General features: G+C 48.3%; 21 protein-coding genes and 2 tRNA genes. 12 read left to right on the top strand and 11 right to left on the bottom strand.

Going from position 1 to position 22,001, the window contains the following annotated elements; all coding sequences use genetic code 11:
• Positions 1 to 73 precede the first annotated feature (73 nt).
• Positions 74 to 268, top strand: coding sequence for a hypothetical protein (locus QOL41_RS12010; RefSeq protein ID WP_173652674.1), 195 nt, complete (start codon positions 74 to 76; stop codon positions 266 to 268).
• Here the strand turns inward: QOL41_RS12010 and prmC are convergent, their stop codons facing one another.
• Positions 269 to 1,123 carry a peptide chain release factor N(5)-glutamine methyltransferase gene (gene prmC / locus QOL41_RS12005; RefSeq protein ID WP_283429952.1) on the bottom strand — a complete coding sequence of 285 codons (855 nt, stop codon included), beginning with the start codon at positions 1,121 to 1,123 and terminating at the stop codon, positions 269 to 271. It abuts the gene before it with no gap.
• Positions 1,124 to 1,167: 44 nt separating this feature from the next.
• Positions 1,168 to 2,235 carry a peptide chain release factor 1 gene (prfA, locus tag QOL41_RS12000; RefSeq protein WP_072800236.1) on the bottom strand — a complete coding sequence of 356 codons (1,068 nt, stop codon included), beginning with the start codon at positions 2,233 to 2,235 and terminating at the stop codon, positions 1,168 to 1,170.
• A 37-nt stretch (positions 2,236 to 2,272) separates the two neighbouring features.
• Between prfA and tsaA the strand changes: the two genes are divergently transcribed.
• Genes tsaA through QOL41_RS11985 form a run of 3 tightly spaced genes read left to right on the top strand, consistent with a single transcriptional unit; the run spans position 2,273 to position 4,665 of the window.
• Entirely contained in the window at positions 2,273 to 3,070 is a 798-nt protein-coding gene (gene tsaA / locus QOL41_RS11995; RefSeq protein WP_283429951.1) for a tRNA (N6-threonylcarbamoyladenosine(37)-N6)-methyltransferase TrmO, read from the top strand.
• Between the two features lie 47 nt (positions 3,071 to 3,117).
• A complete protein-coding gene (locus tag QOL41_RS11990) occupies positions 3,118 to 3,861 on the top strand; it encodes a hypothetical protein (protein WP_283429950.1) in 744 nt (247 codons plus the stop codon).
• Between the two features lie 12 nt (positions 3,862 to 3,873).
• Positions 3,874 to 4,665 (top strand): hypothetical protein, encoded by a 792-nt coding sequence (locus QOL41_RS11985; RefSeq protein WP_283429949.1) that lies wholly within the window; start codon positions 3,874 to 3,876, stop codon positions 4,663 to 4,665.
• On the opposite strand, the gene QOL41_RS11980 is transcribed toward QOL41_RS11985, so the two are convergent.
• The gene (locus QOL41_RS11980; protein ID WP_283429948.1) at positions 4,652 to 5,221 is read right to left on the bottom strand and encodes an NUDIX hydrolase; all 570 of its coding nucleotides are present in this window, start codon (positions 5,219 to 5,221) and stop codon (positions 4,652 to 4,654) included. The two genes, QOL41_RS11985 and QOL41_RS11980, sit on opposite strands and share 14 nt — an antisense overlap.
• Positions 5,222 to 5,257: 36 nt before the next feature.
• Between QOL41_RS11980 and QOL41_RS11975 the strand changes: the two genes are divergently transcribed.
• Complete coding sequence (locus QOL41_RS11975) at positions 5,258 to 6,391, top strand: GGDEF domain-containing protein (protein ID WP_283429947.1); 1,134 nt, start codon at positions 5,258 to 5,260, stop codon at positions 6,389 to 6,391.
• 8 nt (positions 6,392 to 6,399) lie between these two features.
• Here the strand turns inward: QOL41_RS11975 and QOL41_RS11970 are convergent, their stop codons facing one another.
• The gene (locus QOL41_RS11970; protein ID WP_283429946.1) at positions 6,400 to 7,599 is read right to left on the bottom strand and encodes an MFS transporter; all 1,200 of its coding nucleotides are present in this window, start codon (positions 7,597 to 7,599) and stop codon (positions 6,400 to 6,402) included.
• Positions 7,600 to 7,656: 57 nt separating this feature from the next.
• Here QOL41_RS11970 and QOL41_RS11965 point away from each other — a divergent pair, with 57 nt between their 5' ends.
• On the top strand, positions 7,657 to 10,419 hold the full coding sequence (locus QOL41_RS11965) for a TIGR02171 family lipoprotein (RefSeq protein ID WP_283429945.1): 2,763 nt from the start codon (positions 7,657 to 7,659) through the stop codon (positions 10,417 to 10,419).
• A 5-nt stretch (positions 10,420 to 10,424) separates the two neighbouring features.
• On the opposite strand, the gene QOL41_RS11960 is transcribed toward QOL41_RS11965, so the two are convergent.
• Positions 10,425 to 11,585 carry a class I SAM-dependent RNA methyltransferase gene (locus tag QOL41_RS11960; protein ID WP_283429944.1) on the bottom strand — a complete coding sequence of 387 codons (1,161 nt, stop codon included), beginning with the start codon at positions 11,583 to 11,585 and terminating at the stop codon, positions 10,425 to 10,427.
• A gap of 78 nt (positions 11,586 to 11,663) precedes the next feature.
• Between QOL41_RS11960 and QOL41_RS11955 the strand changes: the two genes are divergently transcribed.
• Positions 11,664 to 12,362, top strand: coding sequence for a TonB family protein (locus tag QOL41_RS11955; RefSeq protein ID WP_283429943.1), 699 nt, complete (start codon positions 11,664 to 11,666; stop codon positions 12,360 to 12,362).
• Between the two features lie 65 nt (positions 12,363 to 12,427).
• Here the strand turns inward: QOL41_RS11955 and QOL41_RS11950 are convergent.
• Positions 12,428 to 12,499, bottom strand: a tRNA-Gly gene (locus QOL41_RS11950).
• 125 nt (positions 12,500 to 12,624) lie between these two features.
• Here QOL41_RS11950 and infC point away from each other — a divergent pair.
• The 3 genes from infC to rplT are packed head-to-tail and all read left to right on the top strand — an operon-like array spanning position 12,625 to position 13,829.
• A complete protein-coding gene (infC, locus tag QOL41_RS11945) occupies positions 12,625 to 13,251 on the top strand; it encodes a translation initiation factor IF-3 (RefSeq protein ID WP_283429942.1) in 627 nt (208 codons plus the stop codon).
• An 18-nt stretch (positions 13,252 to 13,269) separates the two neighbouring features.
• Positions 13,270 to 13,467 (top strand): 50S ribosomal protein L35, encoded by a 198-nt coding sequence (gene rpmI, locus QOL41_RS11940; RefSeq protein WP_072800243.1) that lies wholly within the window; start codon positions 13,270 to 13,272, stop codon positions 13,465 to 13,467.
• 11 nt (positions 13,468 to 13,478) lie between these two features.
• Positions 13,479 to 13,829 carry a 50S ribosomal protein L20 gene (gene rplT / locus QOL41_RS11935; RefSeq protein ID WP_088627192.1) on the top strand — a complete coding sequence of 117 codons (351 nt, stop codon included), beginning with the start codon at positions 13,479 to 13,481 and terminating at the stop codon, positions 13,827 to 13,829.
• Between the two features lie 200 nt (positions 13,830 to 14,029).
• Here rplT and QOL41_RS11930 read toward each other — a convergent pair whose 3' ends face one another.
• From QOL41_RS11930 to QOL41_RS11910, 5 genes are all read right to left on the bottom strand, one after another.
• Positions 14,030 to 15,250 carry a hypothetical protein gene (locus QOL41_RS11930; RefSeq protein ID WP_283429941.1) on the bottom strand — a complete coding sequence of 407 codons (1,221 nt, stop codon included), beginning with the start codon at positions 15,248 to 15,250 and terminating at the stop codon, positions 14,030 to 14,032.
• A gap of 11 nt (positions 15,251 to 15,261) precedes the next feature.
• Positions 15,262 to 16,104, bottom strand: a complete 843-nt coding sequence (locus tag QOL41_RS11925; RefSeq protein ID WP_283429940.1) for a TIGR02147 family protein — start codon at positions 16,102 to 16,104, stop codon at positions 15,262 to 15,264.
• A gap of 429 nt (positions 16,105 to 16,533) precedes the next feature.
• Positions 16,534 to 16,606: transfer RNA gene (locus tag QOL41_RS11920), tRNA-Gly, on the bottom strand.
• A 31-nt stretch (positions 16,607 to 16,637) separates the two neighbouring features.
• Positions 16,638 to 17,714: an adenylate/guanylate cyclase domain-containing protein gene (locus tag QOL41_RS11915; RefSeq protein WP_283429939.1), complete on the bottom strand. Its 1,077-nt coding sequence runs from the start codon at positions 17,712 to 17,714 to the stop codon at positions 16,638 to 16,640.
• Between the two features lie 7 nt (positions 17,715 to 17,721).
• Positions 17,722 to 17,901, bottom strand: coding sequence for a hypothetical protein (locus tag QOL41_RS11910; RefSeq protein ID WP_173821909.1), 180 nt, complete (start codon positions 17,899 to 17,901; stop codon positions 17,722 to 17,724).
• A gap of 67 nt (positions 17,902 to 17,968) precedes the next feature.
• Between QOL41_RS11910 and hemW the strand changes: the two genes are divergently transcribed.
• Both hemW and QOL41_RS11900 read left to right on the top strand, forming a co-directional pair.
• Positions 17,969 to 19,138, top strand: a complete 1,170-nt coding sequence (hemW, locus tag QOL41_RS11905) for a radical SAM family heme chaperone HemW (protein WP_283429938.1) — start codon at positions 17,969 to 17,971, stop codon at positions 19,136 to 19,138.
• A gap of 137 nt (positions 19,139 to 19,275) precedes the next feature.
• On the top strand, positions 19,276 to 21,996 hold the full coding sequence (locus QOL41_RS11900; protein ID WP_283429937.1) for a hypothetical protein: 2,721 nt from the start codon (positions 19,276 to 19,278) through the stop codon (positions 21,994 to 21,996).
• The last annotated feature ends 5 nt before the right edge of the window (positions 21,997 to 22,001 follow it).

Below are 22,001 nucleotides of genomic sequence, written 5' to 3'. Positions count from 1 at the left end.
GTTTGATTCTATATTTTGCTGTACAGAAAAGCACTGGTAAGTTTGTGTGTTTTTCTAAAAATTAGAGGAAAAAATGTATAGCAATTATGAATCAGCGACGCTTTGGAACACGGGTTTTTCTTCGTTTAAGCGCCGTATAGACGAACAACTTCAACTGAATGGATTTGATGATTCTTTAGTGGACGACGAAACTCTGCTACCATTTTACCGTGCGGGCGAAAGCGAAACCTACGTCCTCTCCGCCCTCGGCTGCACCGTGGGCGCGTGATTATTTCGCCTTATAACTTACGAAACGCACATTCCCGCAGTAATCCTTGTGGATTCCGGAGAATTCCAACCACGGGTAGTTGGCGGCTTCGTTCTTCAAGACTTCAGCTTGTTCAGACCCGATTTCCAAAAGAATCGGGGCGCCTGCGTTTAGCTTGCCTTCGGTCTGCTGCAAGAGCTTGCGCACGAGCGTAAGGCCGTCCGGTCCGCCATAGAGGGCGAGTGCCGGGTCGAATTTATCAACTTCAGGCTGGAGCTTTCCTTTTTCGCCGTCAGGAATGTACGGCAGATTTGCAATCAAACAGTCGATTTTGTCAGTTGCGGTGACGGCGTCCAGCAAGTCGCCTTTTGAAAAAGCGAGAGTTTCGCCGAGGCCGTTGGCTTCGGCGTTTTCGCGAGCGAGCGAAAGTGCGTCTTCAGAAATGTCGGTGGCGAGTACTTTCGCTCCGGCGATTTCTTTCGCACAAGCGATAGAAATCGCTGCTGTTCCCGTGCCCACTTCGACAATGAACGGATTCTCGATTCCCTTGAGCGCCTCTTTGGCCATATCCACCAGGGATTCAGTTTCGGGGCGCGGAATCAGTGCTCGCGGATCGCACTTGATAATGAACCCGCGAAAACTGGTATCGCCGATAATATGCTGTAACGGTTCGCGGTTGGCGCGGCGAGCCACCATCTGGCGGAGTACATCGAGTTCGGCTTCCGTCAGCGGCTTTTCAAAGTTCAGGTAAATGTCCATGCGGGACTTCATCTGAAGTCCGTGGCTGATGATGTATTCGGCATCCAAGCGCGCGTCAGGAATTCCCTTCTTTTCGAAGAATACCTTGGTGCGGTTCAGAATTTCAAGTACAGTCATCTGTGGCATTTTCTTGTCATGTCCGGTTTAACCGGGCATCTCCATTAAGCGTTGAACTTTCCGAGCTTTTCCTGGGCGTTTGCCATCTGCAAACCGTTGATGATTTCATCGAGGTCGCCAGTGATGACTTTGTCCAAATTGTACAGCGTAAGACCAATGCGGTGGTCGGTCACGCGGTTCTGCGGGAAGTTGTAAGTACGAATCTTGGCGCTACGGTCACCGGTGCCCACCAAGGCCTTACGGCTGGCGGCTTCTTCCTGTTCCTTCTTGGCAATCACGGCGTCCAAAATCTTGGAACGCAGCATTTCCATAGCGTGCAAACGGTTCTGCAACTGGCTACGTTCGGTCTGGCAGCTCACTACCACGCCTGTCGGAATGTGGGTGAGTCGCACGGCGGAGTCCGTCTTGTTAATGTACTGACCGCCAGCACCCGAAGAACGGTAGGTATCCATGTGAATGTCGGCTTCGCGGATTTCCACGTCAACTTCTTCGGCTTCCGGGAGAATAGCGACTGTTGCGGCAGAGGTATGCACGCGGCCCTGTGTTTCGGTTTCGGGCACGCGCTGCACGCGGTGAACGCCACTTTCGAACTTGAGCGTTCCGTACACGCTGTCACCTTCAATGAATACGCGAATTTCCTTGTAACCGCCCACGGTGCCTTCGCTTGCATCCTGAATGGTCATCTTCCAGCCCATGCGGCTGCAGTAACCCTGATACATGCGGAACAAGTCGCCTGCAAACAGGGCGGATTCGTCACCGCCGGTACCACCGCGGATTTCGAGCGTGGCATTGCGGTAATCCCACGGATCCTTCGGCACCATCAAAATCTGGAGTTCGTCGGTAATACCCGGCAACTTCTTTTCGATGTCGGAAAGTTCCGACTTTGCCATCGCGACCATTTCTGGGTCAGAATCGCCGAGAGCGGCTTTCCATTCTTCCTGGTCGTTCAGCATCTGCAGGTATTCCTTGGCCTTCAAAACAGCCTTTTCGATACCCTTGTACTGCTTGTGAATCTTGTTGTAACGAGCCTGGTCAGCGAGAACGTCCGGGTTGCCGAGTTCCGATTCCAGTTCTTCGTACTTTTCAATCAGTTTTTTAGCTTTATCTTTCATCGCGCTCAAATTTAGAATTTTTTCTAATTTTGGTTTCATGCAAGTCACCCCAATCGGTACATTTTATGGCGATGCCATTTACAAGTACGACGCTCCCCGGCAGGGGTGGCTGTTTGCGGGGCATCCGGGCCGGATTGAATTGAATGCGGGGCAGAACTTTGAAATGGCGCTCCGCGACTTGGAAGGCTTTGAACGCATTTGGGTGATTTTCCAATTCCACGAGAACGAGGGCTGGCGTCCGACAACGCGCCCACCCGTACCGCCCAAAGGCAAAGACCGCGTGGGCACTTTCGCAAGCCGCAGTCCTTACCGCCCAAATCCGATTGGGCTCAGCTGCGTGCGCCTTTTGAAAATCGAAGGCCTTACTTTATATGTAGATGAGGCTGATTTGCTGAACGGAACGCCCGTGCTTGATATCAAGCCTTACATTCCGATGGCTGACGCATTTCCCGATGCCAAAGCGGGCTGGGTCGAAGAACAAGTGGGCGACTTGTGGTCGGTCGAAATGTCCGAAGATTTTGCAAAACAGAACTGCTGGATTGCTGAACGCAGTGAATTCGATTTAGAAAGCTTTGCGCAGGTGCAGCTTTCTCGCGGAAATTTCTCGAAAGATGTTTTCGACAGTTCCCGCCGTCGCTTAACGGTCGATGAATCCGCACATACGGGCGTGCTTGCGTACCGCACCTTCCGCATTCATTTTAGCTACGATGAATCGGCTCGCTGCGTGCTGCTACAGCGCATTACTAGCGGCTATTCCGCCGAAGATTTGGCTCCCGGTACCGAAGACAAGTATGGTGATAAGGATTTACATCGTGAATACGTTGTCACATTCTAAATAATTTATTTATATTTTGTAATCATTTGTTAAAAAAATCTGGTTTTATGAATACTAAAATTCTTGCAATTCTGTCTCTGTGCTTGGCAACATTCGTCTGTGCGCAGTCTAGCCCTCTCGTTGGCACTCCTGCCCCGAGGGAACATCGCGGTTTCTACTCTAGCACCTCTTTTTCGTTTGCCTATAACTGGTACGATGCAAGCGAGTACGATGGCAAGTCGTTTGGGGACGAAAAGTATCGCGACATGGAATATTTCGAATATAACGGCTTCACGTATCCAATGATGGAATTCAAGTTCGGTGTGGCTCTCGGAAACCTTGTTGCGCTTTACTCGGTATTCAATTTGGGCTTCTACATTGGGGCGATGGATTACCGTAATGAAGAATATAAAGAAGTTTGCGATGAAGACGATATCTGTGTTCCGATTCTCGAAGATGATGAAACGGAAGAATTCTCGTCGGCCGATGCGTATAGTTTTAGGTCATTTGTTGGATTCGGTACGACGGTTTACCCGTTCAGAGACAAAAAGTCCCCGTTGAACGGCCTTTTTGTGAGCAGTGCTATCGGGTACACACTGTTTGTTACCGTGATTAATTCTAACGATGAAAATGCTTACGGCAATGGTGGCATTGGCTATGAAATGGAAATTGGTAAGGAGTGGTGGATAAACGATCACATGGCAATCGGTGTGGGATTGGGCTTTGCCCATAGTAGCTTAGTTTGGCATACTGTCGATTCTCATAAGTCCGATAATGTTTTGTCCCTTTCTTTCCGCATAACGCGTGGTTAATTGACGATGAAAATGATTAAAGTTCTTGTCGTTGTAACCTTGCTTGCGACTGCATTGTGGGCAGAAGACTCCAAAAAGGGGTTCCCGCCTTACGAACATCGCGGCTTTTTCTTTAGTGCAGGCCTCGGGCTTGGATATTCGCAGTTTTCCACCTATAGGGAAGCCACTCACGGAGCTTATACCTATGATGAATATATTGGTGATGGATATGTCAATTGGCAATCGTATTCTTTTGTGGACCATTCTATAGACGAAGAATATTCAGGCTTTGCCGCTCCGATGATGGAGTTTCGGTTTGGTAGGTCCTTTGGTAACTTGATGGCAGTGTATAGCCTTTTTGAGGCTGGCATGTCTACGGGTTCGGCAAAAGTGGTTGAGAAACGCTACACGAGACCAATTGTAGAAGGCTACAACGGTCATGTGATAAAATATGCGGACGAAGATGTCCAAATAGGGGAAACAACATATAAAGAAGATGTCTATGCCGTGTCGGGAATGGCTGGATTAGGCTTTGCCGTCTATCCGTTCAGAGACCCTAATAATATGTGGAATGGAACCTTCTTTGCGTATACCGGTGGAATTGCTGGGATTTGTACGGTAGATGGAAACGATATAGACACGTTTGGACAAATTAATGTTCTTACCAGATTCGAAATTGGCAAGGATTGGTGGGTAAGCGAAACCTGGTCTATCGGAGCGTCTTTCGTTTATTCGCTGTTTTCTGTCATCGAAGATGACATGTATGAAAATTACAGAGGCGACCGGACAGAAATCCGGTTCCTGATCCGCATCACCCGCGGTTAAGTAGAAAACGCAAATACCCCGCCATTTGGAGCGGGTGATTGAATGTGCCGTCAGCCATTTTGGCCCGCAGTTCTTCGTCGCTTAGCAAAAGACTTTCAATGTCTTCGGTGCTGTCGAAATGCGTTGCGCCTGTTTTGACAACCCCGTCAATAAAAACCACGTGGAAAATGCCGCGGTGCCTGTCCGGGTTTACCGGAAATTTACCGAGGTAACTGGTTGTGTCATTCTGAGCGGAACGAAGCGGAGTCGAAGAATCTAAACCGTATCCACATTCTTCCTGCAGTTCTCGGAGGGCCGCCTGTTCCGGTGTTTCACCCTTGTCAATAATCCCGGCCGGGAATTCAAGGGCGATTTTGCCGGTTCCATGGCGGTATTGCTCCGTCATCACCCATTTGCCTTCGGTGGTTCGGGCAAGAATTAGGACCCAGTCTGGCTGCCAAAGCGTATAAAAGTCGTCAATAACCTTTCCATTGGGCAATTCGCAGGTTTCTTTGGCCACTTTTAGCCAAGGAGCGTTTACGAGGTATTCTGAATCCAATAGTTTCCAGGGTTTCATACGATTTAATTTAGAAATATGTATATTTTCTGTAATATGAGTGACTTTATTTTTTATGCGGAAGTTAGTGTCGGGTGCGCGTGCGTTTTGATGCTCCTTTTGTATAGTATAAAAAAGCTCCCGACTCCACAGCAGAAGTTCAACTTGTTTGCCAGGCTGGTGTGGTGGCATGCCGTCTATTTTGTGAGTGATGCATTTTGGGCATTGGTGAATGACGGCGTAATACCGAAGAATACATTTTCTGTTTTAGCCGTGAATTATTCAAACGCGGTAATAATATCGATTCTTTTTTATAGTTGCTTTGCTTATGCCGAAATTAGCACGCGGCCAGAAATGACTCGTGTGCAGATTCAGAGTCTCTTAACGAAACTAAAAGTTCCGGTTATTGTAGAAGCGGTGGTGTTGCTAGTTTCGTTTGCATTGGTTCCTGATTTTTGGTTAGAGAAAGATTTGGAACCTCGCGCTCACTATTATGTCGTTTTGATGGCTATCCCGTGTGTGTATATCATGACGGTGACGGCGCGTTGCCTTTTGCGTGGATTAAAACCGCAAAATCGAAAGAATTTAAGAACCTACTTGATTGTGGCTTGCTATACTCCAGGTTGCGTTGTTTCTGGGGCTTTGCAGGTGTTTTTGTCGATGACGACTCCGATCTTCTGTTTCTGGTGCGTCATGATTATTCTGTTTGTCTATTTGAATCTGCAAAACCAGTTGATTTCGACAGACACTTTGACATCGCTGAACAACCGTAACCAGTTGGAACGCTACTTGCAGTCGCAGAGGGAATCGAAAGACCTTTATGTCGTTATGGTAGACGTGGACCGCTTTAAGCAGATCAACGATACCTACGGACATTTAGAGGGTGACAGGGCTCTTGTAACTGTTTCTAATGCGCTTAAGAGTGCTTGTGTCAGTTTAGGAAATACCGGCTTTTTGTGCCGCTATGGCGGCGATGATTTCTTGCTAATCGTGCCGACCGAAATGCCTGCGTATGTGGTTCAGGTCATTCGGGAATGCTTGCGCGAAGAACTGAGAAAGAGCGAAGACCGTCGGTACTATACGCTTCAGGTGAGCGTTGGCTATGCTAGCTGGAATGGTCACGTTGCGAATTTCCGGAAAAGCGTCGTAGCCGCCGACAAGATGATGTACGACGACAAGCGTTCTGCTTAAAAGTACGCTTAACCTTCCAACTTATACTTCAGATAATGTCTCGACGTCCACGTGAAGTAAAGCACGTCGGCGATTACAAGTGCTACTCCGCAGGCGAGGAATACGGGCTGGTGCATACCGAAATGCCCTGCCATGGAACCGCCCACTAAAATACCTGTACCGATACCGATGTCCCAACCGCTCAGGTAGGTGCTGTTGGCTGTGCCACGCTGGTCGTGTCGGGCGAGGTTTACGCACATGGTCTGGTAGCCCGGGAAAATCAGGCCGAGGCTTGTGCCGATCAGGAATGCCGCGACAAAGAAGGTAATGGGCGTGTGGCTAAAAGCGAGAATAAAGTAGGCGACCACGTTCAAGGTCATGCCGGTTCCCACTAAGTGAATCAAGTAGCCGCGGTCAATCAAGCGCCCTGTCATAATGCGGTTCATAATCAGGCCCGCAGCAATCAATGCGTAGAACCAGCCGGAACCGCCAATGCCAAGTTCTTTGGCGTAAAGGGCAATGTAGTTGGTGACCGGGCCGTAGGCGAATCCCACAAAGATGAAGTTTACGAACTGCGGAATGGCGCGGGTCAAGAAGAATCGGTCAAGCGAAAGCGGTGCGTGCGGTTTCTTTTCTTTGCGCGGCACATTCAAAGTCTGCACAAGAATCAAGCCAATCACACACAAAATAATCGAAATCGCAAACACAATCGTATCGCCGAAGGCCTCATACAGGAACATGCCGGTCATCGGGCCTGTCGCAAACGCCAAATTCACGCTAATGCCAAAGTAGCCAATGCCTTCACCGCGGCGACATGCGGGCAGTGCATCGATGGCGACCGTATTGCTCGCCGTGCTTGAAATTCCAAAGAACAAACCATGTGCAAACCGCACGGCGGCAAGAATCGGTAGAATGCCGACAGTCTTGTAGCCTAAAAAGCAAGCGGTAAACGCAAAGAAAGTCCAGAAGTACAATGGCTTGCGGCTCAGCGTATCCACCAAGAATCCGGCGAAGGGCCTACAGGCAAGCGCACCAATCGTATAAAGCGAAATAATGAATCCGGCGGTCGCGTTGTCAGTCGCAAATTTCTCGATAATGTAGAGCGGGAGAATAGGCAGCAACTGGTAAAAGCTAAAGAACAGCAAAAAGTTCGCGGCGGCAACCGTCACGAAATTTCGCGTCCAAAGCTTTGGACGTTGGTCGTTTTTTGTATTTGCTGAACAGTCCATCTTGCTCCTTTGAATAATAAGAAAAAAATAGCAATTTAGATTTCTATATTATTTCTTGTGAAAAATCTTCTTCAAATTTTCTGTGCATTTTCGTTGGCACTATTGATGGCGTCGTGTTCTTCCGATGGTTCTTCAAGTAGTACGGCCCCTTCTGATGTCGTGTTTGAAAACGATCCGATGCCTGGTATGGTTCATGTCTTGGCAAGCGGAAAGAGCGTTGTCTTAGGTACCGAAGATCTGGCGTCAAAGCTAGATGAACGTTCGCCAATGCGAGTCGATTTTACTTATGACTATTCGATTTCTCGCCATGAAGTTCTTTGCGAAGATTTTGATAGCGTAATGAATCGCATTTCCGGTTTGAATTTGAAATGTGCTGAAGATTCTATGCCGGTATCCAATGTGACATTCTACGATGCGGTTCTTTATGCGAATGCCTTAAGTAAACAACATGGACTTGATTCCGTATATGCTTATTCGTCGATGGAATTAGATGCTGAACTGCACTGCATGAACATGAATGGCTTTGCCTTTATGCCCAACGCAAATGGCTTTAGATTGCCGACAGAAGCGGAATGGATGTTTGCTGCAGAACAAGTCTGGAATCCGGAACAAAGCTGGAACTTTCTTAATTCAGGTTTGACAGCTCATAAGGTTTGTTCGTCAAATGAAAATACCCAGTATCTTTGCGATATGGCCGGAAACCTTCTGGAATGGGTGAATGATGGCCGCGCCTCGTTTAATGGCGGCGTCATGAAAAACTTTGTGGGCGGAATGGTCAATAGCAATACTACGGCTGGTGTTGTCAAAGGCGGAAGCTTCCATAAGGATCCGAATGAAATGTATTTGTATAAAAGAGGGGATGATTATCCGGTCTTTTATTCTAGTAGGGCAGATTATGTCGGTTTTCGTCTTGCGTATGGCTCGATTCCAGATGCGGAATATCTTTCTGACGATAAAAATATTCTGTTGACTCCGGTAACGCCTTTGGTTAATGATGCTGAACTTAGGAAACTCACGGATTCCTACAAAGTCAAGCTTGTTTTCAGAAACGACGAAACCCATAATCTTGTCTATGTGAACTATGCTTCAAAAGAACCGAAAGTTTTTGAAATCGAAGATACCATAGATGTTTATCATCCAGAAATTTCGCCTGATGGCCAGCGAGTTGCTTTCTGCACATCGATGGAAGGCGAGGCTGAATTTTCGTCTATTTATGTTCGCGATTTAGATGACCTTGGACACAATCTGGTAAAGCTGGAAGTAGAAGGTAGCGCAACTATTCCGAGATGGAAAGTGAAGCCGAATGGCGATACTGTAATTGTCTACGTGACGTCGGCCTACAATAATAATGGTTCCCAGTTTGAACAGGAAAGTACATGGGAAGTCCCGTTTGCAAATCGTGAATTTGGAACGCCTCGCAAACTATTCAATGGGGCGTATCATGGTGGAATTTCTGATGACGAACGCTTGGCGGTTTCGGGCTCGACAAGGCTTCGCGCCCGCGTGGAGTCTGAATCGGGCGAAGGCCAAGATGTTATCTGGTATAATGAAGAACAGGCTTGTAATGTTTCGTTGTCAAAAGATGGAAGCAAGCGGACTTTGTTCCTTGATTTTGGTGGAAAAACGGGCCATAGCTTTACGGGAACAAATTATCGAGTTCACGAAGAATTGCTGATTGTTGATAGCTTAGGCAATTTGATTCAATCTGTACCGACGATTACGGGATTCCGTTTTGATCATAGCGAATGGGTGAGTGGTATATTGAAGGATTCTGCCAGCAATTTGGTGGTCGTATCCCTTACCAATATCAACGATGCGCATGAATACATTGCATTGGTAGACCTCAAAGATAGTAGTGTTCATAAGCTTGTTCAGGGTGGAGAACTTTGGCACCCGTCTTTGTGGATTCGTCAAGAAAATTCTAGTCATCCAAAGCCTGTTGTCGATAAGGATAGTGCTGGGGTTTATTTTGAATATGACGCATCGAATACGTTCGTGTTCTCGTCGGTTGAATTGGCGATGCACCTGAAGGATTTCTGGAAATACAAAGATGAAGCGGAAGCGGTTGCTTTTGGAAGTTCCATGATTTTGGATGCGCTTGTCGAACCCATGATGGAATCCTACCGTACTTTAAACATGGGCGTATCGTTAGGCGATGTTCATCTTGGCGAGTATTTGCTGCGAAACTACATCTTGCCGTATGCTCCCAATGTTAAGATTGTTATCGTGGAACTTTCTCCGGGATTGCTTTACAGAAATTATGATGAACATGCGGGCTGGTTGATAAACCGTTCTCCGGGAATGCTGTATGACGCAAAACACTTGACCGCCGAAACTAAAGATGAAATTGCCGATTTCAGTCTGGATCAAGAATATCCGAGGGATTTGTTCTCTCAACAATATCTCAAAAACACATTCCTTTTGCCTTTCAAGGGCTGGCTTGTGCCGGAAATTTCTGTTGATATTTCAAAAATGACTGCGGACTTGCCTATTGTCCAAAGGGGCTTGAATGCAATCAAGTCGATAAAGCAGATGGCTGATTCTTGTGGTATGACCGTTATCGCCACCATTACGCCGCGTAATCCGGCTTATAGGGAGACGGAAGCCTTCGATATTTTTGGACCATCAAGAACGGTTGCTCATGAATTGATTCAAGAGGTTGCTGATATGGGAATCCTTATTTTCGATGAAAACAAGGATGGCCTACATGACTATACCGAAGAAATGGCAGCAAACGCTTATCATGTCAGCTACCTTGGAGCAATCCAGTATACGGAACGACTGGATTCTCTGTTGAGAACGTTACCGATTAAGAAATAAAAGGCTTACTTTCTTTCCAGCATCACGATGGTTTCGAGGTGCGGGGTGCCGGGAAACAAGTCCAACGGTTGCACTTCGCGCACGCGGTAGCCGTAGCGTTCCCATTCCTTGAGTGAGGCGGGAATTTCGTCGGTGCCGCAGAACACGTGGCATACGCGAATCGGCTTACGCATGGCGAGCGCGTGAATCACGCCCGGTTCGCAGCCCTTACGCGGCGGGTCCAGCAGGATTTTTTCGGGTTCGCCAGGGATCGGCCGCGGGAGTCGCGTCTGCACGAACATTTCGTCGATCTTGCCGGCGATAAAGCGGTAAGACTTTTTAAGGTGCTTGGCAGAAGCCTTTGCGCAGTCGATAGACGGACCTTCCCATTCCACGCCGAGAACCGATTTGGCGGCTTCGCCGAGCGCAAAACTGAACAGACCGTATCCGCAGTACAAATCCAGAAAATGGTCTTCTTTGCCCAAGCTGAGTAAGCGGCTTGCGGCCTTGATTAGGTTGTGAATCTGGCTCTCGTTAATCTGGCTGAATCCCGTGACGGGGTAGCGCAGGCTGAACTTGCCGAGTCCAAGACTCATTTCGCGCGGACCGTAAAGCTGCTTGAAGTTTAAGCCTTCGGTCGGGCGCTTTGATTCCAGATAGTAATCCGATTCGGTCGTGTCTACGTAGGCGTGTGCCGCGGTCACCTTGAAAGGCGTTTCCTTCAGGGCGTCCGAAATCAGCTTGAGCTTGCGCACGATGCTTGCATCGATCTTCTTGATGTTGAAAATCACCACGCGGTACTGGTAGGTGCCGCGAATAATAATCCAGTTGAGCGCATAGGCGAGCGGCTTGTATGCCGGCGTAATCAGCTTTTCGAAAAGAAAATCGTAAATCTTGTTGTGCTCTTCGGGTTCGAGCATCGATTCCTGACGGTCGAACTGCAGGTTGCCCGGCTGCATGAACACACGGCGCTTACTTGTGGTGCGATAAGCGCGCGGCATGGGGCTTGCGATCACCTTCTGCGGAGTGCCCGCGAGGCGATTTACATCCCAAAATTCTTGAATGGCGAGGTCCTTGATTCGGAGTTCGTCTTTATAGTCGAGCATGGCGAGCGATTCGCCGTGGGCGGAGTCGGCTTCACGGGTATAGCCCGGAACCTGATGTGCAATGGCTTGTTCAAAGAGCATGTGTAAAATTTAGAAAGTTCATGAAAACTTTAAACTGCTTTTTTTGTATTATTTGCTTAAAGGGATTTTGAATATCTTATGAAATTACGCACTTTCACTAAGTTTTTGGCTCTGTTTGCCGTTTTGGCAAGCCTTGTTGCTTGCGCATCTTCTAAATCCACGGTGTCGCAAGATGCGAACAAATCGCTTGAAGGCAATGCCGAATCCGATGTCGTTACAAGCGTCTTGGACCGTATTCGCCCTGTTTATGACCAGTATCGCAAAGATCACCCCGATGCCGCCGGCGAAATGACTGTGAGATTGGCGCTTGGCTCTAGTGGTGATGTAGATAGCGTAAGAATTGTCAAATCGAACTTGGATGACCCGGAACTGGAAAATGCAATTAAAGAAGATTTGACGCTGTGGAAGTACGATGTCAGCGGTATAAAGTCTTTCGTCGTCGAAACGACGGTTTCCTTTTCTGCCGAAGGCGTCGCCTGCGCCAAGAATGAACGCTCTGGCAAGGATATCCTGCTTGTGGTGGAAACGAACAAGCGCGAACGCCTGCGCCCCATCTTTAACAAGCATTTGCAGGAACAATCGGGCCTTGGCGGCAAAATGCGCGTGAAAATCGTCATCGTAGAGAATGGAACGGTCGAAAATGTTGAAATTCTGGAGTCGACCCTTGGCAATCCTGAGTTTGAACAGGCTGTCCTGGAAGATATTCTGCAATGGAAATTCACGAGCGGCAACTACGACAAGAGCAAGGTTACCATTCCTCTGACATTCGTTGAGTAACTTCAAAAAGCCCCTCAGTGTGGGGCTAATACAAAAAAAAAGACCCTTCCGAAGAAGGGTCTAAGAGCGGCGGACCGGGATCGAACCGGCAACCATTAGCTTGGAAGGCTAAGGCTCTACCATTGAGCTACCGCCGCGAGCAAGACCAATTATACAAAAATCCGCCTATTTTCAAAGGGGTTCATTAAAAAGTTCTTGCATTTTTTATTAAAAAAACTATATTTAGCGCCACAATAACAATTTTACCTAGAGGTAGCTTAACTTGGCGTTACAAAACCCCCGCGACCGTCGCATGCCGAACAGACAGAGTGATGGAACCCGCATTAACGAAGACATTCGCATTTCCCCGATCCGTCTTGTCAAGGACGATGGCGAGGCCGTCATCATGGATACCAAACAGGCTCTCCAGATGGCCAAGGACGCCGGACTGGACCTGGTGGAAGTGTCTCCCAATGCTAAGCCGCCTGTATGCCGTATCATCAACTACGGCAAGTACAAGTTTGAACAGATCAAGAAGGCCAAGGCCGCAAAGGCCAAGCAGCACGTGGTGAAGCTTAAAGAAATCAAGATGCACCCGAAGACTGCCGAGAACGACTACCTGTACAGGATCAAGCAGGCCGCCGAGTTCTTGCAGGATGGCATGAAGGTCAAGCTTATTATGCAGTTCCGTGGGCGCGAAATGGCGCACATGGACTACGGCAAACGCCTGATGGAGCGCGCTAAAGAAGACTTGCTCCAGTACGGCGACTTGGAAATGGATTCGCGAGTCGAAGGCAACACAATGCTCTCGATTTACGGTCCGAAACGCGGTGCAGGCACTGCCAAGAAGCAGGCCCCGGCACCAAAGCCCGTAACCGAGCCCATGGCAGCAGGTGAGGCTTCAACTTAATAACCTAAAGAGGTAAAAATGCCTAAGATGAAAACACACAGCGGTGCTAAGAAGCGCTTCCGCCTGACTGGCTCCGGCCACGTCAAGTTCAAGCGTGCTGGCATGCGCCACATTCTTGCCAAGATGTCCACGAAGCGTAAGCGTAACCTGCGTAAGGGCGCTCTCGTTAAGAAAGTCGATGTTTACCATGTCAAGCGTCTGCTTGTCGTTGCATAAGGAGTGTAAGAATGCCACGCGCTAAAACCAGAGTTCCTTCCCGCGAACGCCGCAAAAACATCCTCAAGGCCGCTAAGGGTTTCTATGGCCGTCGCAAGTCGAACCTTCGCCTTGCTATTGACGCCGTTGCCCACGCCGGTCAGTATGCCTACGCTCACCGCCGTGACAAGAAGGGTGACTTCCGCTCTCTGTGGATCACTCGCTTGAACGCAGCTGTCCGCGAATATGGCATCAGCTACAGCCAGTTCATTTACAAGCTTTCCAAGGCCAACATCCAGATGAACCGCAAGGTTCTCGCCGATATGGCCGTCGCCGATCCGGCAGCTTTTGCTAAGGTCGTTGAAACTGTGAAGGCTGCTTAATTGAGCTGAAGCTTAGCTTCATCTTCACGCGAGAAATTGCACCCTGCTCTGCAGGGTGCTTTTTATATACCGCTCGCGCTAAAGCTGGAAAAAGTTGATATGCGCTCGCTCTCGCAACCACGTCTGGTTTATACCAGACGTTTGTTGCTCACGGCACTCCTAACCGAGTGGGGCGTTTTCTTTTTAGGGAAATGAAAATATTATTCGTTGATGAGTCTTTCGCTAAACCATTCCCCGTATGAATTCACGATGGGGCTTGGACTGGACTCTCCGTCTTCGCATTTCCAGATTTCGCTTTCAAGGGTTTTATGGGTGGTTTGCGGATCTGCTGGGTTGATTTCGTTGTCGCAATCTTCGATTAAGAAGTATACGGATTGGAACATGTTTGTCCTGACGCACATTCCACTTGGGTAGGTACTTGTAAATTCAAGTTCGTCGTTGGTAATGTTGCTTAGAACATGTCCTGTGGGCTGGGTCCCGTCAATAGAAAGCGTCATGAAGTAACGGCACTCTTTTTCTGTCGGTTGTTCGCTCATTAGTTTTGCCGTCATCGGGAAACAAGTCGGAATGTCGTTTGTGTCGATTTGGAATATGGGGTAGTTTGTGATTAAGTCGTTTGTGTTGACACCTGAACTTTGTTCCGCGAATTCGACGCAGGCCCTTCTGGGTGTACCGTTGTAGGCTATCACATGTTTGTCAAAAGAGAGCTGTTCGGCGCTGGATGCATACTGCAAAGTATAGTTTTCAAGGGTCTTGCTGCTGTCAATAGTTACAATCGTATCGATTGGCTGCTGTGGTATTATGATTTCTTCTTCGATAAAGCTTGATGACGAACTGAAACCATCGTCTTCCCTGGCTGATGATAAAGCTGTTTCGTATCTGCCTGTTGATGTTTTCGCGCCCTTGGACATGTCGGAACAGCGTGTTGCTGCGGCGGCGCTGAATTCAGAAATCAAGGCCTTTGCCGAACTGTCTTCTATTCCGTTTATGACGCATGCGGCTTTGAAAGCTCCGTCTTTACAGCCGTTGCTTGTACGAGCGTTGTGTACAAAAAATTCGCTGTTTGAAAAGTTCGTGCAACTTGTCTTGAATGCGGTGTAAATGGAATCGCACGAATTTCCAAGATTTGTAGCCTGCTGAGTGCTAATGGATACGCCGTCTTCGATTTGGATTGTCATTGCAAACGTGGCGCTGTCGGCGGTGCATTCTACGCGGGAGCCGGTTTTGTTGCCTTCTGCCATGGCGATTTTACCGCCATCGATTTTTGTGTATGCGGATTCTTTCCAATCCGAACCGTAGTTGAACCATTCATCTAAAGAGGCGTTGTTGTCTTCGATGGAGCCGCCTGCGGCTTTGTCCGAATCGGAACAGGCTGTCAGTGCGATTATGGTCGCTGCAGAAATAAATAGTTTGTTCTTCATAGTTGTGCCCCCTATTTTTTTTGAGATGTTTTAATGTTTTGAACTTTGTCTGTAAGCGGAAATAGCTGCATGTTCAATCGATACACGCGGTTGCCGCCTTTCTTGGCGGTTGCGATAGAGATGATTCTCTTGCGACACGCTTCGAGTTCTTTTAAAATTTCGGCATAGTCTTCATCATCGATGCCCATGGTAATGCCGGTGAAGTTTCGTTCTTCTACAGGGTATTTCTCAATGGCGTCTTTGGCGAAGTCCGCCATTTCCTTGTGCATTTCACGAACGAGTGTTGGCATGGCGGCAACTGACATCTGGAGCGATCGCTCTACTTGTTCGTAGGTGTCATTAGCCGTCTTTTTCAGAAATTTTGCGCGAGTTAAAAATGCAAGTGCGTTGCGGATTTCTTCGGCAGAAAATGCGTTGCCGCACGCTTTGGCGATATCGAACGGCTTGGCACCCGGCATCATGGGTGCTAGCTCACGCAGCACGGGGTACTTCCACGATTCATAAAAGGAAACTGATTCGCCTTCAAGAACGCGGACTTTGTGGGCGCTGGCGATTTCTTTCATTTCGGAGTAAGCTGCCTTTTTGTCGGCGTCTCTCTTGGATTGTCCGAATTTGACGAGTTGCCTAAAGTACTCGCGTTCGGCGCCAATGAGGTCCATGGCGTCGGCGGCGCGTTCGATTCCCGTTTTAGACAATCCGCTCTTGCCTTCGCAAACGAGCTTCATGTAATTGGGGGAGGTGAACCCACCTTTCTTGGTAAATTCTCTCCACGAAAAAGCGGAGGTCCGCTTTTTCCATTCGTAGTAATCGTTCATGAATAAACGATAGTCTTCGTATTCAATTACAGATTTCATAGTACTCTAAATATATTCTACTACAGGGCGGTGGAGAATAGTATTTCTATACAAAATCTGCGAATTTTTGCTGAAATGTATAATTTTGTGTATAATGTTAAGAAATTGGAATTTTATTATACGGGTGGAAGGGGCTTCGCACTTTGTGCATGAGGCAAATTATGTGATTTGGCGTATAGGGAAAAGGGACTGCGGCTGCGCCTTAGGAAAAGGGACTGTTAGCCCGCAATATTCCTTGCTTGCGCAAGGTTGCGGTCTAACCCTACGGGCTCAACACTCACTTCGTTCGCGTTAAGCTCCAAATTCTTTTCACGGGCTTGCGCCCACAAAAGAATTTGGTCGCACCCTCTCCCCCAAGGGGTCTCGGGGCCGGTCCCTCCCGGTCTATAAAAAAGAAAAGCCACCTAATAGGTGGCTTTTCTTTTTTAGAGCGGGAAAAGGGACTCGGACCCTCGACCCCGACCTTGGCAAGGTCGTGCTCTACCAACTGAGCTATTCCCGCGGGGTGACCCAATTATAGAATAATAAATTCGCTATGTCAAGGGCAAATGCAGAGAAAAAATCAAAATTCCGTTCTTTTTGCCCCTCAATTCGAAAAATCCGGCTTTTACTCCCAAAAATCCGTGGGGGAGCGGTAGTGGCAGGCGCATGTACAGGTCTTCCGAAATCAAAAAGTCCTGGCCGAGTTTGGAGCAAAGCGTCTGGATTCTAGATGTTGTATTTAGCACGTCGCCGTGGTATGCCATTTCACTTCCGAAGTTTCCGACTTCGGTCGAAATCACCTTACCGCAGTGGGCGGCCGCCTTGAATGCGGGCACTACACCGTAGCGCTTCTTGAACTTGGCGGCGGTGCGGTCTAGGCATTCGGCAAAGTCGTAAAAGCAGTCTATGGGGCGAGCCTTTTTTTTGCAGTCGCTAGTTTTCCAGGTCAAGAACACGCCGTCGCCTGCAATCTGGTAAATTTCACCGTGGTTTTCTTCGCAGCAGTTCGAAAGCAGCCTGTAGTAGTCGCGGATAAAGTTGCTATACTTCACATGTCCCAGTTCTTCAGCGATTTCGGTGGAATGCTTCATGTCGATGAACATGAATATCAGGTCTTCTTCCTTGGGGTCCTGGTTCTTGCCGAGCAGGGTGTTGATGAATACGCGTGTTCCGAATTTCTTGTGTACGGAACGGATAAAGGTAATCAGGTGCCCGAGCATGAACAGTTCGAAAATCAGGATGTGCGTTTTGGATTGCTTGAATACGTCCAGTACGTGTTGCAGGGCGGCTTCGTTGATGAGCCCTTCGCTTCGGTCGATGTCCCAAATGAGAATGCAAAGCGTCAGGTTCGCGCAAATGCTCGCCAAGAAAAAACAGGAACGGATCAAAAGGGCCGCCGCTACAGGCCTCTTGTCCATTTCGTCTTGCAAGATAATCACGTCGTAAATGGCGTGTGATAGGCCTGTCAATAGCGACATCTGCAGCATATACAGCATGCGGGTTGAATCGAATCCGTTGCCAGCGCCGTAAGTCAAAAGGGCCGAGGCGCTCAGGGTAAAGGTCACCCAAGTCAAGATATAGAATGCAATCGCTTTACATTTACGCTGCGTTAATCGGGTAATAGCCATAGCACCTTCAGTGGATAAATAGTGGCAGCGCCCAAATCATGGCGATGATGATGATGTCTTTATAGGACTCGTCGAGTAGCAGGGTCGATGCCAAAAAGAAGATGGTGGTGGACAACGTCAAGAAAATCAGGAGCGGAAGCCGCTTCTTCAATTTTTTCTTGAATTTGTTTACTGTCTTCTTGTCCATATACATGTATATAATCTAAATTTTATAAAAAAGAACCCCCTTGGGTTATATTATCCGTTTAAAAATTATGTTTTGTGTCTACATTCACATTCCGTTTTGCCGCCATGTTTGCGATTATTGCGATTTTCGCGTCATGCCGTCGCAATCGAAACTTTTTGCGGAATATACGGACTTATTGTGTAAGCAAATTGTAACTTTCGAGAAGGGCAATCCCGGGGTGCTTGCTTCGGCAAAAACGCTCTATTTGGGTGGGGGAACCCCCTCGGAATTGCCGGCGGAATTTTTGCGCCAGATTTTCGATTGTCTGGCCTCGGCGGGGCTCGATGTGTCGAAATTAAGCGAAATTTCCATGGAATTCAATCCGGAATCGACGAACTGCGAGTCTGTGCGAAATGCGATGGATCTTGGCGTGAACCGCGTCAGCCTTGGAATCCAGACGTTTGATGCTAATTTGTTAAAAACGGTTGGCCGAGTGCATTCTGTCGAAAAGGGGCTCGAAGCCTTGAATTTGCTGACTTCGACGCCGAATTTGCAGGTGAATGCGGACTTGATGTTCGATTTGCCCGGCCAAACGGTTGAGGGCTTCTTGGCCGATGTCGACCGCCTTTCGGATTTTCCGCTGAATCACGTGAGTTTTTACGGATTGAACGTTTCTCCGCGTTCTCGGCTTGGACATCGCGTGGATCGCGGGGAACTTGCCGTAAACGAAGACCTTTACGAGCCCATGTACATGGGCGGGGTCGATATTTTGGAGCGCAAGGGGCTGAACCGTTACGAGGTTTCCAACTTTGCTCGTCCAGGTTTTGAAAGCGCGCACAACCAGAATTACTGGAATCGGGGTGAATATATCGGTTTTGGGCCTGGGGCGCACAGTTATTTGCATGGAATTCGCTATTATGCCCCCGAAATTTATCCGCGGTGGCGCGAATACGTTAATTCTGGCTGCCCAGAATCGGCTCTTTCGGTTGACCGGCTGAGGCGTGAAGACGAAATTATGGAGTTTTTATGGCTTTCGCTCCGGCAAACCAAGGGTATCTCGCCAGAAGGGCTCCGCAAGCTCGGAATTTCACTCGACAAATCGGTTTGTGAACGCTGGATTCAGAAAGGCTTCCTAACAACCGAATTGCTTTCGAATTTGTTACAAATCCAGCCTGGTTTAAGGCTTAGTGGCCGAGGTTGGGTCTTTATGGACGATATTGTCACTGATTTAGCAAACACTTATTCCAACTTGGACTAGTTTGTTTTGATAAATCTCTGCGATTCGGGTCACAACGTAAATTTTTATTGTCCGTTTTATAAAAAAAAATCATATCTTTGGAATATGACGAATGCAAAGTTTTTTTTGCGTTGTCAGAGTTTTGTATTGAGGTGATAATGCAGTCTGTAAAAAAGCATATTCTTTCGCTCTTCGTTTTGGCGTTGCTGAGTCTAGCAACGGGTGTTTTTGCAGCGGTCGAAAATGTTGATTGCATTGATTACAATGGCAATCCCGACGTGCGTTGCAAGTATTTCCGAATTTGGGATACCCGTACGGCGGTTCTTTATGTCGTGCCCCCTGAATCTGCCCTTGTCAAGAGGAATGCGATTCCGGGTGCATCGTTCTATGTGTTTGCTCCGGATGAAGAAAAGTACAGCCGCGACATGCTGACGCTGGAACTTTCGGAAGATTCCACTATCGTCAAGAATCACAAGGCTGTCAAGGGCGATGCAGATTCTGGCCTCGTGAAGCTTCGCGTGGGGAGCCGCTATGAACTCAAGAACTTTAGGCTCGGTACATCTGATAATGCCGATGCCACTGACCCGCTTATAAGCCTGGTCTACAACTTCTACGTGCCGTACCTCAAGTACATTGTGGAAGGCAAAGAAGTAACGGATGCTTCCAAACTTCAGTATGAAGTGGGCGATACCATGCTGGTCGATGTCGAAGCGATTATTCCGTTTGGACCGGCAAAGGGCCGTGTCGATTCGACTCTGAAGAGAACTTTCTATTTCAAGGCTTTTGGTCAAAGCGAAAACCTCCAGTTTTTGAGCGATGGTGGCGTAAACCTGAAGCAAAGTGACAACACCATTCGCTTAAATATTGACAACGGCAAGGGCAAGTTCAAGGTGGTGGCAACCAAGGCCGTGACTGATGGTTCGAACTTCAGCATGAACGCCTTTGATGACGGTAAGGATTCTGTGGGTGGCACCAAGTTCATTCTGACAGATCCGTTCCCGGGTGAATACCAGTTCACGAACCCCGATATGCCGACTCTTGATAATGCCGCCATTTACGATACCGACGGCGATGGCATTGGCGACCGTATTGTAACCTGGTTTGGTGGTCAGATTGAATCTGCTGATGTGGATACGTTCTACTACAGCTGGCCGAGTGACGATGACTTCAAAAAGTACGGCGGTGATGTCAGGCGGGATGAAAACGTCTTTGGACTTTCTAAAGTGAATGTGGAATTGCAGACTGATTCTGCAACGGGTGCCGTGAAGGCTTATGTTTGCTCGTCGATTAGCGGTCGATGCGAATATATGCAGACCTCTCTGGTCGATAGCATTGGCGCTGTCATTCAGTCGGCAACGCTTGTGAAGGGCGACGGCGATACCGATACCTTGATCATTCGATTCAACAAGGACATGGACCCGTCTTGGACAAGCGGTCAGGGCTTGAAGCTCAATGGCGATCCGCTCGATGTGACGGCTTTCTCCAAGAAGGGTGACCAGTGGGCATTTACCGTTAAGTCCGGCAAGGTTGCTGTGGGCGATATGCTCAAGATTGAAACCATTTGCGACGAGTCTCGTTGCCCCGATGGAATTCTCACCGCTGCCGACGGCGTGCCGACCAACAAGAACAACCAGGAAGTCCCGGTGAAGAACGCTGGCCGCATTTATGTGGACAACGACAAGAACGGCTTCTATGACAGCGATGGCGATGGCCGCATGGACTCTACCTCGCTTGGCTTTGAAACTCCGATTACCGAAGAAGATCTCAAGAAGATGGACATCACCTTCTACTGGCTCGACAACGACGGAGAATTGGTTGCCATTCATCCGAATCTTGCAGACCTCACCATTTCGGAAGACGGCACCCTGCTTGGCTTCGCGCTTGATCCTGAAAAGTACGACGTCAAGAACATGCTGACAGGAATTGACAAGTCTTATTCGAAGGGTGGCGATATCGAATACGGCTATGCCTCGATTGCCAATAAGATTTCTGTTGATGGCAAGGAATCTAAGGAAGAAATGTTGTACGGCATGAACGACTACATGGCTCCGGTCATTTCGTCTACATTCCTGACTCCGGAGTCGTTCCAGATGATGGAACCGGACAAGTTCAAGATTACCTTCTCCGAAGCAATGGACCAGAAAAACGTGATGCTTTCGGATGACTGCCTTGCTTTTTATGTCGATGGCGCCTGGGTTCATTATAGCTTGAGCTCTGCTGAATGGAGCGATGACGGCCGCGAACTGGTTCTGTACATGGAAGCCGGCGAAGATCTTGTGACCCGTATGAACCCGGCTGACTCTGTCCGCTTCGACAACTTCACGAGCGGCCTTGCCGACAAGAAGGGCAACAAGGTTTCTGAACTTTCTCCGGCTGTCATGGTGGAAGGTGACCCGCGCGTAATCATGAAAACCAATTCCTTTGCAGACTTGAACAAGGCTGCCGAACTCAGCGACCGCGTAAAGCCGTTTACGATTGAACACGTGAAAGAAGCTAAGGAAGCTTCTGACCAGTCTTCGCTCGGCGTGCTTATGGATATCGGCTATGCCACCATTATGGGAAAAGACGAAAAGGGCCAGGCTGTGCCGAATATGGAAGATATCGGACTCCATTGGGAATTGTATGTGTACACCAATATTGGCAACTACGTTGGCGGTGCTTCGGGTAGCATTGCTTGCGATGACCCGTTCTTTGACGGCAACTGTCTTGAAAATCCGGACAAACTCTATGTCCGTTGGAATATGCGCTCTAAAGATGGCCGCAGGGTGGGCGCTGGTGTTTATCTTGCTAAATTCAGAATCAAGGTTTACGGAGCAAAGGATGACTTTAAGGTTGAAAGGATCTTTAGATGGGGCATTTCTGCAAAGAGGTCTAAGTAAGGATT

Origin of the sequence: Fibrobacter sp. UWB10, from assembly GCF_900182935.1 — a bacterium.
In the GTDB taxonomy this organism is placed as follows: Bacteria; Fibrobacterota; Fibrobacteria; order Fibrobacterales; family Fibrobacteraceae; genus Fibrobacter; species Fibrobacter succinogenes_O.
This window is presented reverse-complemented; position numbering and strand designations above follow the sequence as displayed.

Excerpts from the sequence above, each read along its gene's own strand:
- QOL41_RS12010 (WP_173652674.1), top strand. The coding sequence starts at position 74 with ATGTATAGCAATTATGAATCAGCGACGCTTTGGAACACGGGTTTTTCT.
- prmC (WP_283429952.1), bottom strand. The coding sequence starts at position 1,123 with ATGACTGTACTTGAAATTCTGAACCGCACCAAGGTATTCTTCGAAAAG.
- prfA (WP_072800236.1), bottom strand. The coding sequence starts at position 2,235 with ATGAAAGATAAAGCTAAAAAACTGATTGAAAAGTACGAAGAACTGGAA.
- tsaA (WP_283429951.1), top strand. The coding sequence starts at position 2,273 with ATGCAAGTCACCCCAATCGGTACATTTTATGGCGATGCCATTTACAAG.
- QOL41_RS11990 (WP_283429950.1), top strand. The coding sequence starts at position 3,118 with ATGAATACTAAAATTCTTGCAATTCTGTCTCTGTGCTTGGCAACATTC.
- QOL41_RS11985 (WP_283429949.1), top strand. The coding sequence starts at position 3,874 with ATGATTAAAGTTCTTGTCGTTGTAACCTTGCTTGCGACTGCATTGTGG.
- QOL41_RS11980 (WP_283429948.1), bottom strand. The coding sequence starts at position 5,221 with ATGAAACCCTGGAAACTATTGGATTCAGAATACCTCGTAAACGCTCCT.
- QOL41_RS11975 (WP_283429947.1), top strand. The coding sequence starts at position 5,258 with ATGAGTGACTTTATTTTTTATGCGGAAGTTAGTGTCGGGTGCGCGTGC.
- QOL41_RS11970 (WP_283429946.1), bottom strand. The coding sequence starts at position 7,599 with ATGGACTGTTCAGCAAATACAAAAAACGACCAACGTCCAAAGCTTTGG.
- QOL41_RS11960 (WP_283429944.1), bottom strand. The coding sequence starts at position 11,585 with ATGCTCTTTGAACAAGCCATTGCACATCAGGTTCCGGGCTATACCCGT.
- QOL41_RS11955 (WP_283429943.1), top strand. The coding sequence starts at position 11,664 with ATGAAATTACGCACTTTCACTAAGTTTTTGGCTCTGTTTGCCGTTTTG.
- rpmI (WP_072800243.1), top strand. The coding sequence starts at position 13,270 with ATGCCTAAGATGAAAACACACAGCGGTGCTAAGAAGCGCTTCCGCCTG.
- rplT (WP_088627192.1), top strand. The coding sequence starts at position 13,479 with ATGCCACGCGCTAAAACCAGAGTTCCTTCCCGCGAACGCCGCAAAAAC.
- QOL41_RS11930 (WP_283429941.1), bottom strand. The coding sequence starts at position 15,250 with ATGAAGAACAAACTATTTATTTCTGCAGCGACCATAATCGCACTGACA.
- QOL41_RS11925 (WP_283429940.1), bottom strand. The coding sequence starts at position 16,104 with ATGAAATCTGTAATTGAATACGAAGACTATCGTTTATTCATGAACGAT.
- QOL41_RS11915 (WP_283429939.1), bottom strand. The coding sequence starts at position 17,714 with ATGGCTATTACCCGATTAACGCAGCGTAAATGTAAAGCGATTGCATTC.
- QOL41_RS11910 (WP_173821909.1), bottom strand. The coding sequence starts at position 17,901 with ATGGACAAGAAGACAGTAAACAAATTCAAGAAAAAATTGAAGAAGCGG.
- hemW (WP_283429938.1), top strand. The coding sequence starts at position 17,969 with ATGTTTTGTGTCTACATTCACATTCCGTTTTGCCGCCATGTTTGCGAT.
- QOL41_RS11900 (WP_283429937.1), top strand. The coding sequence starts at position 19,276 with ATGCAGTCTGTAAAAAAGCATATTCTTTCGCTCTTCGTTTTGGCGTTG.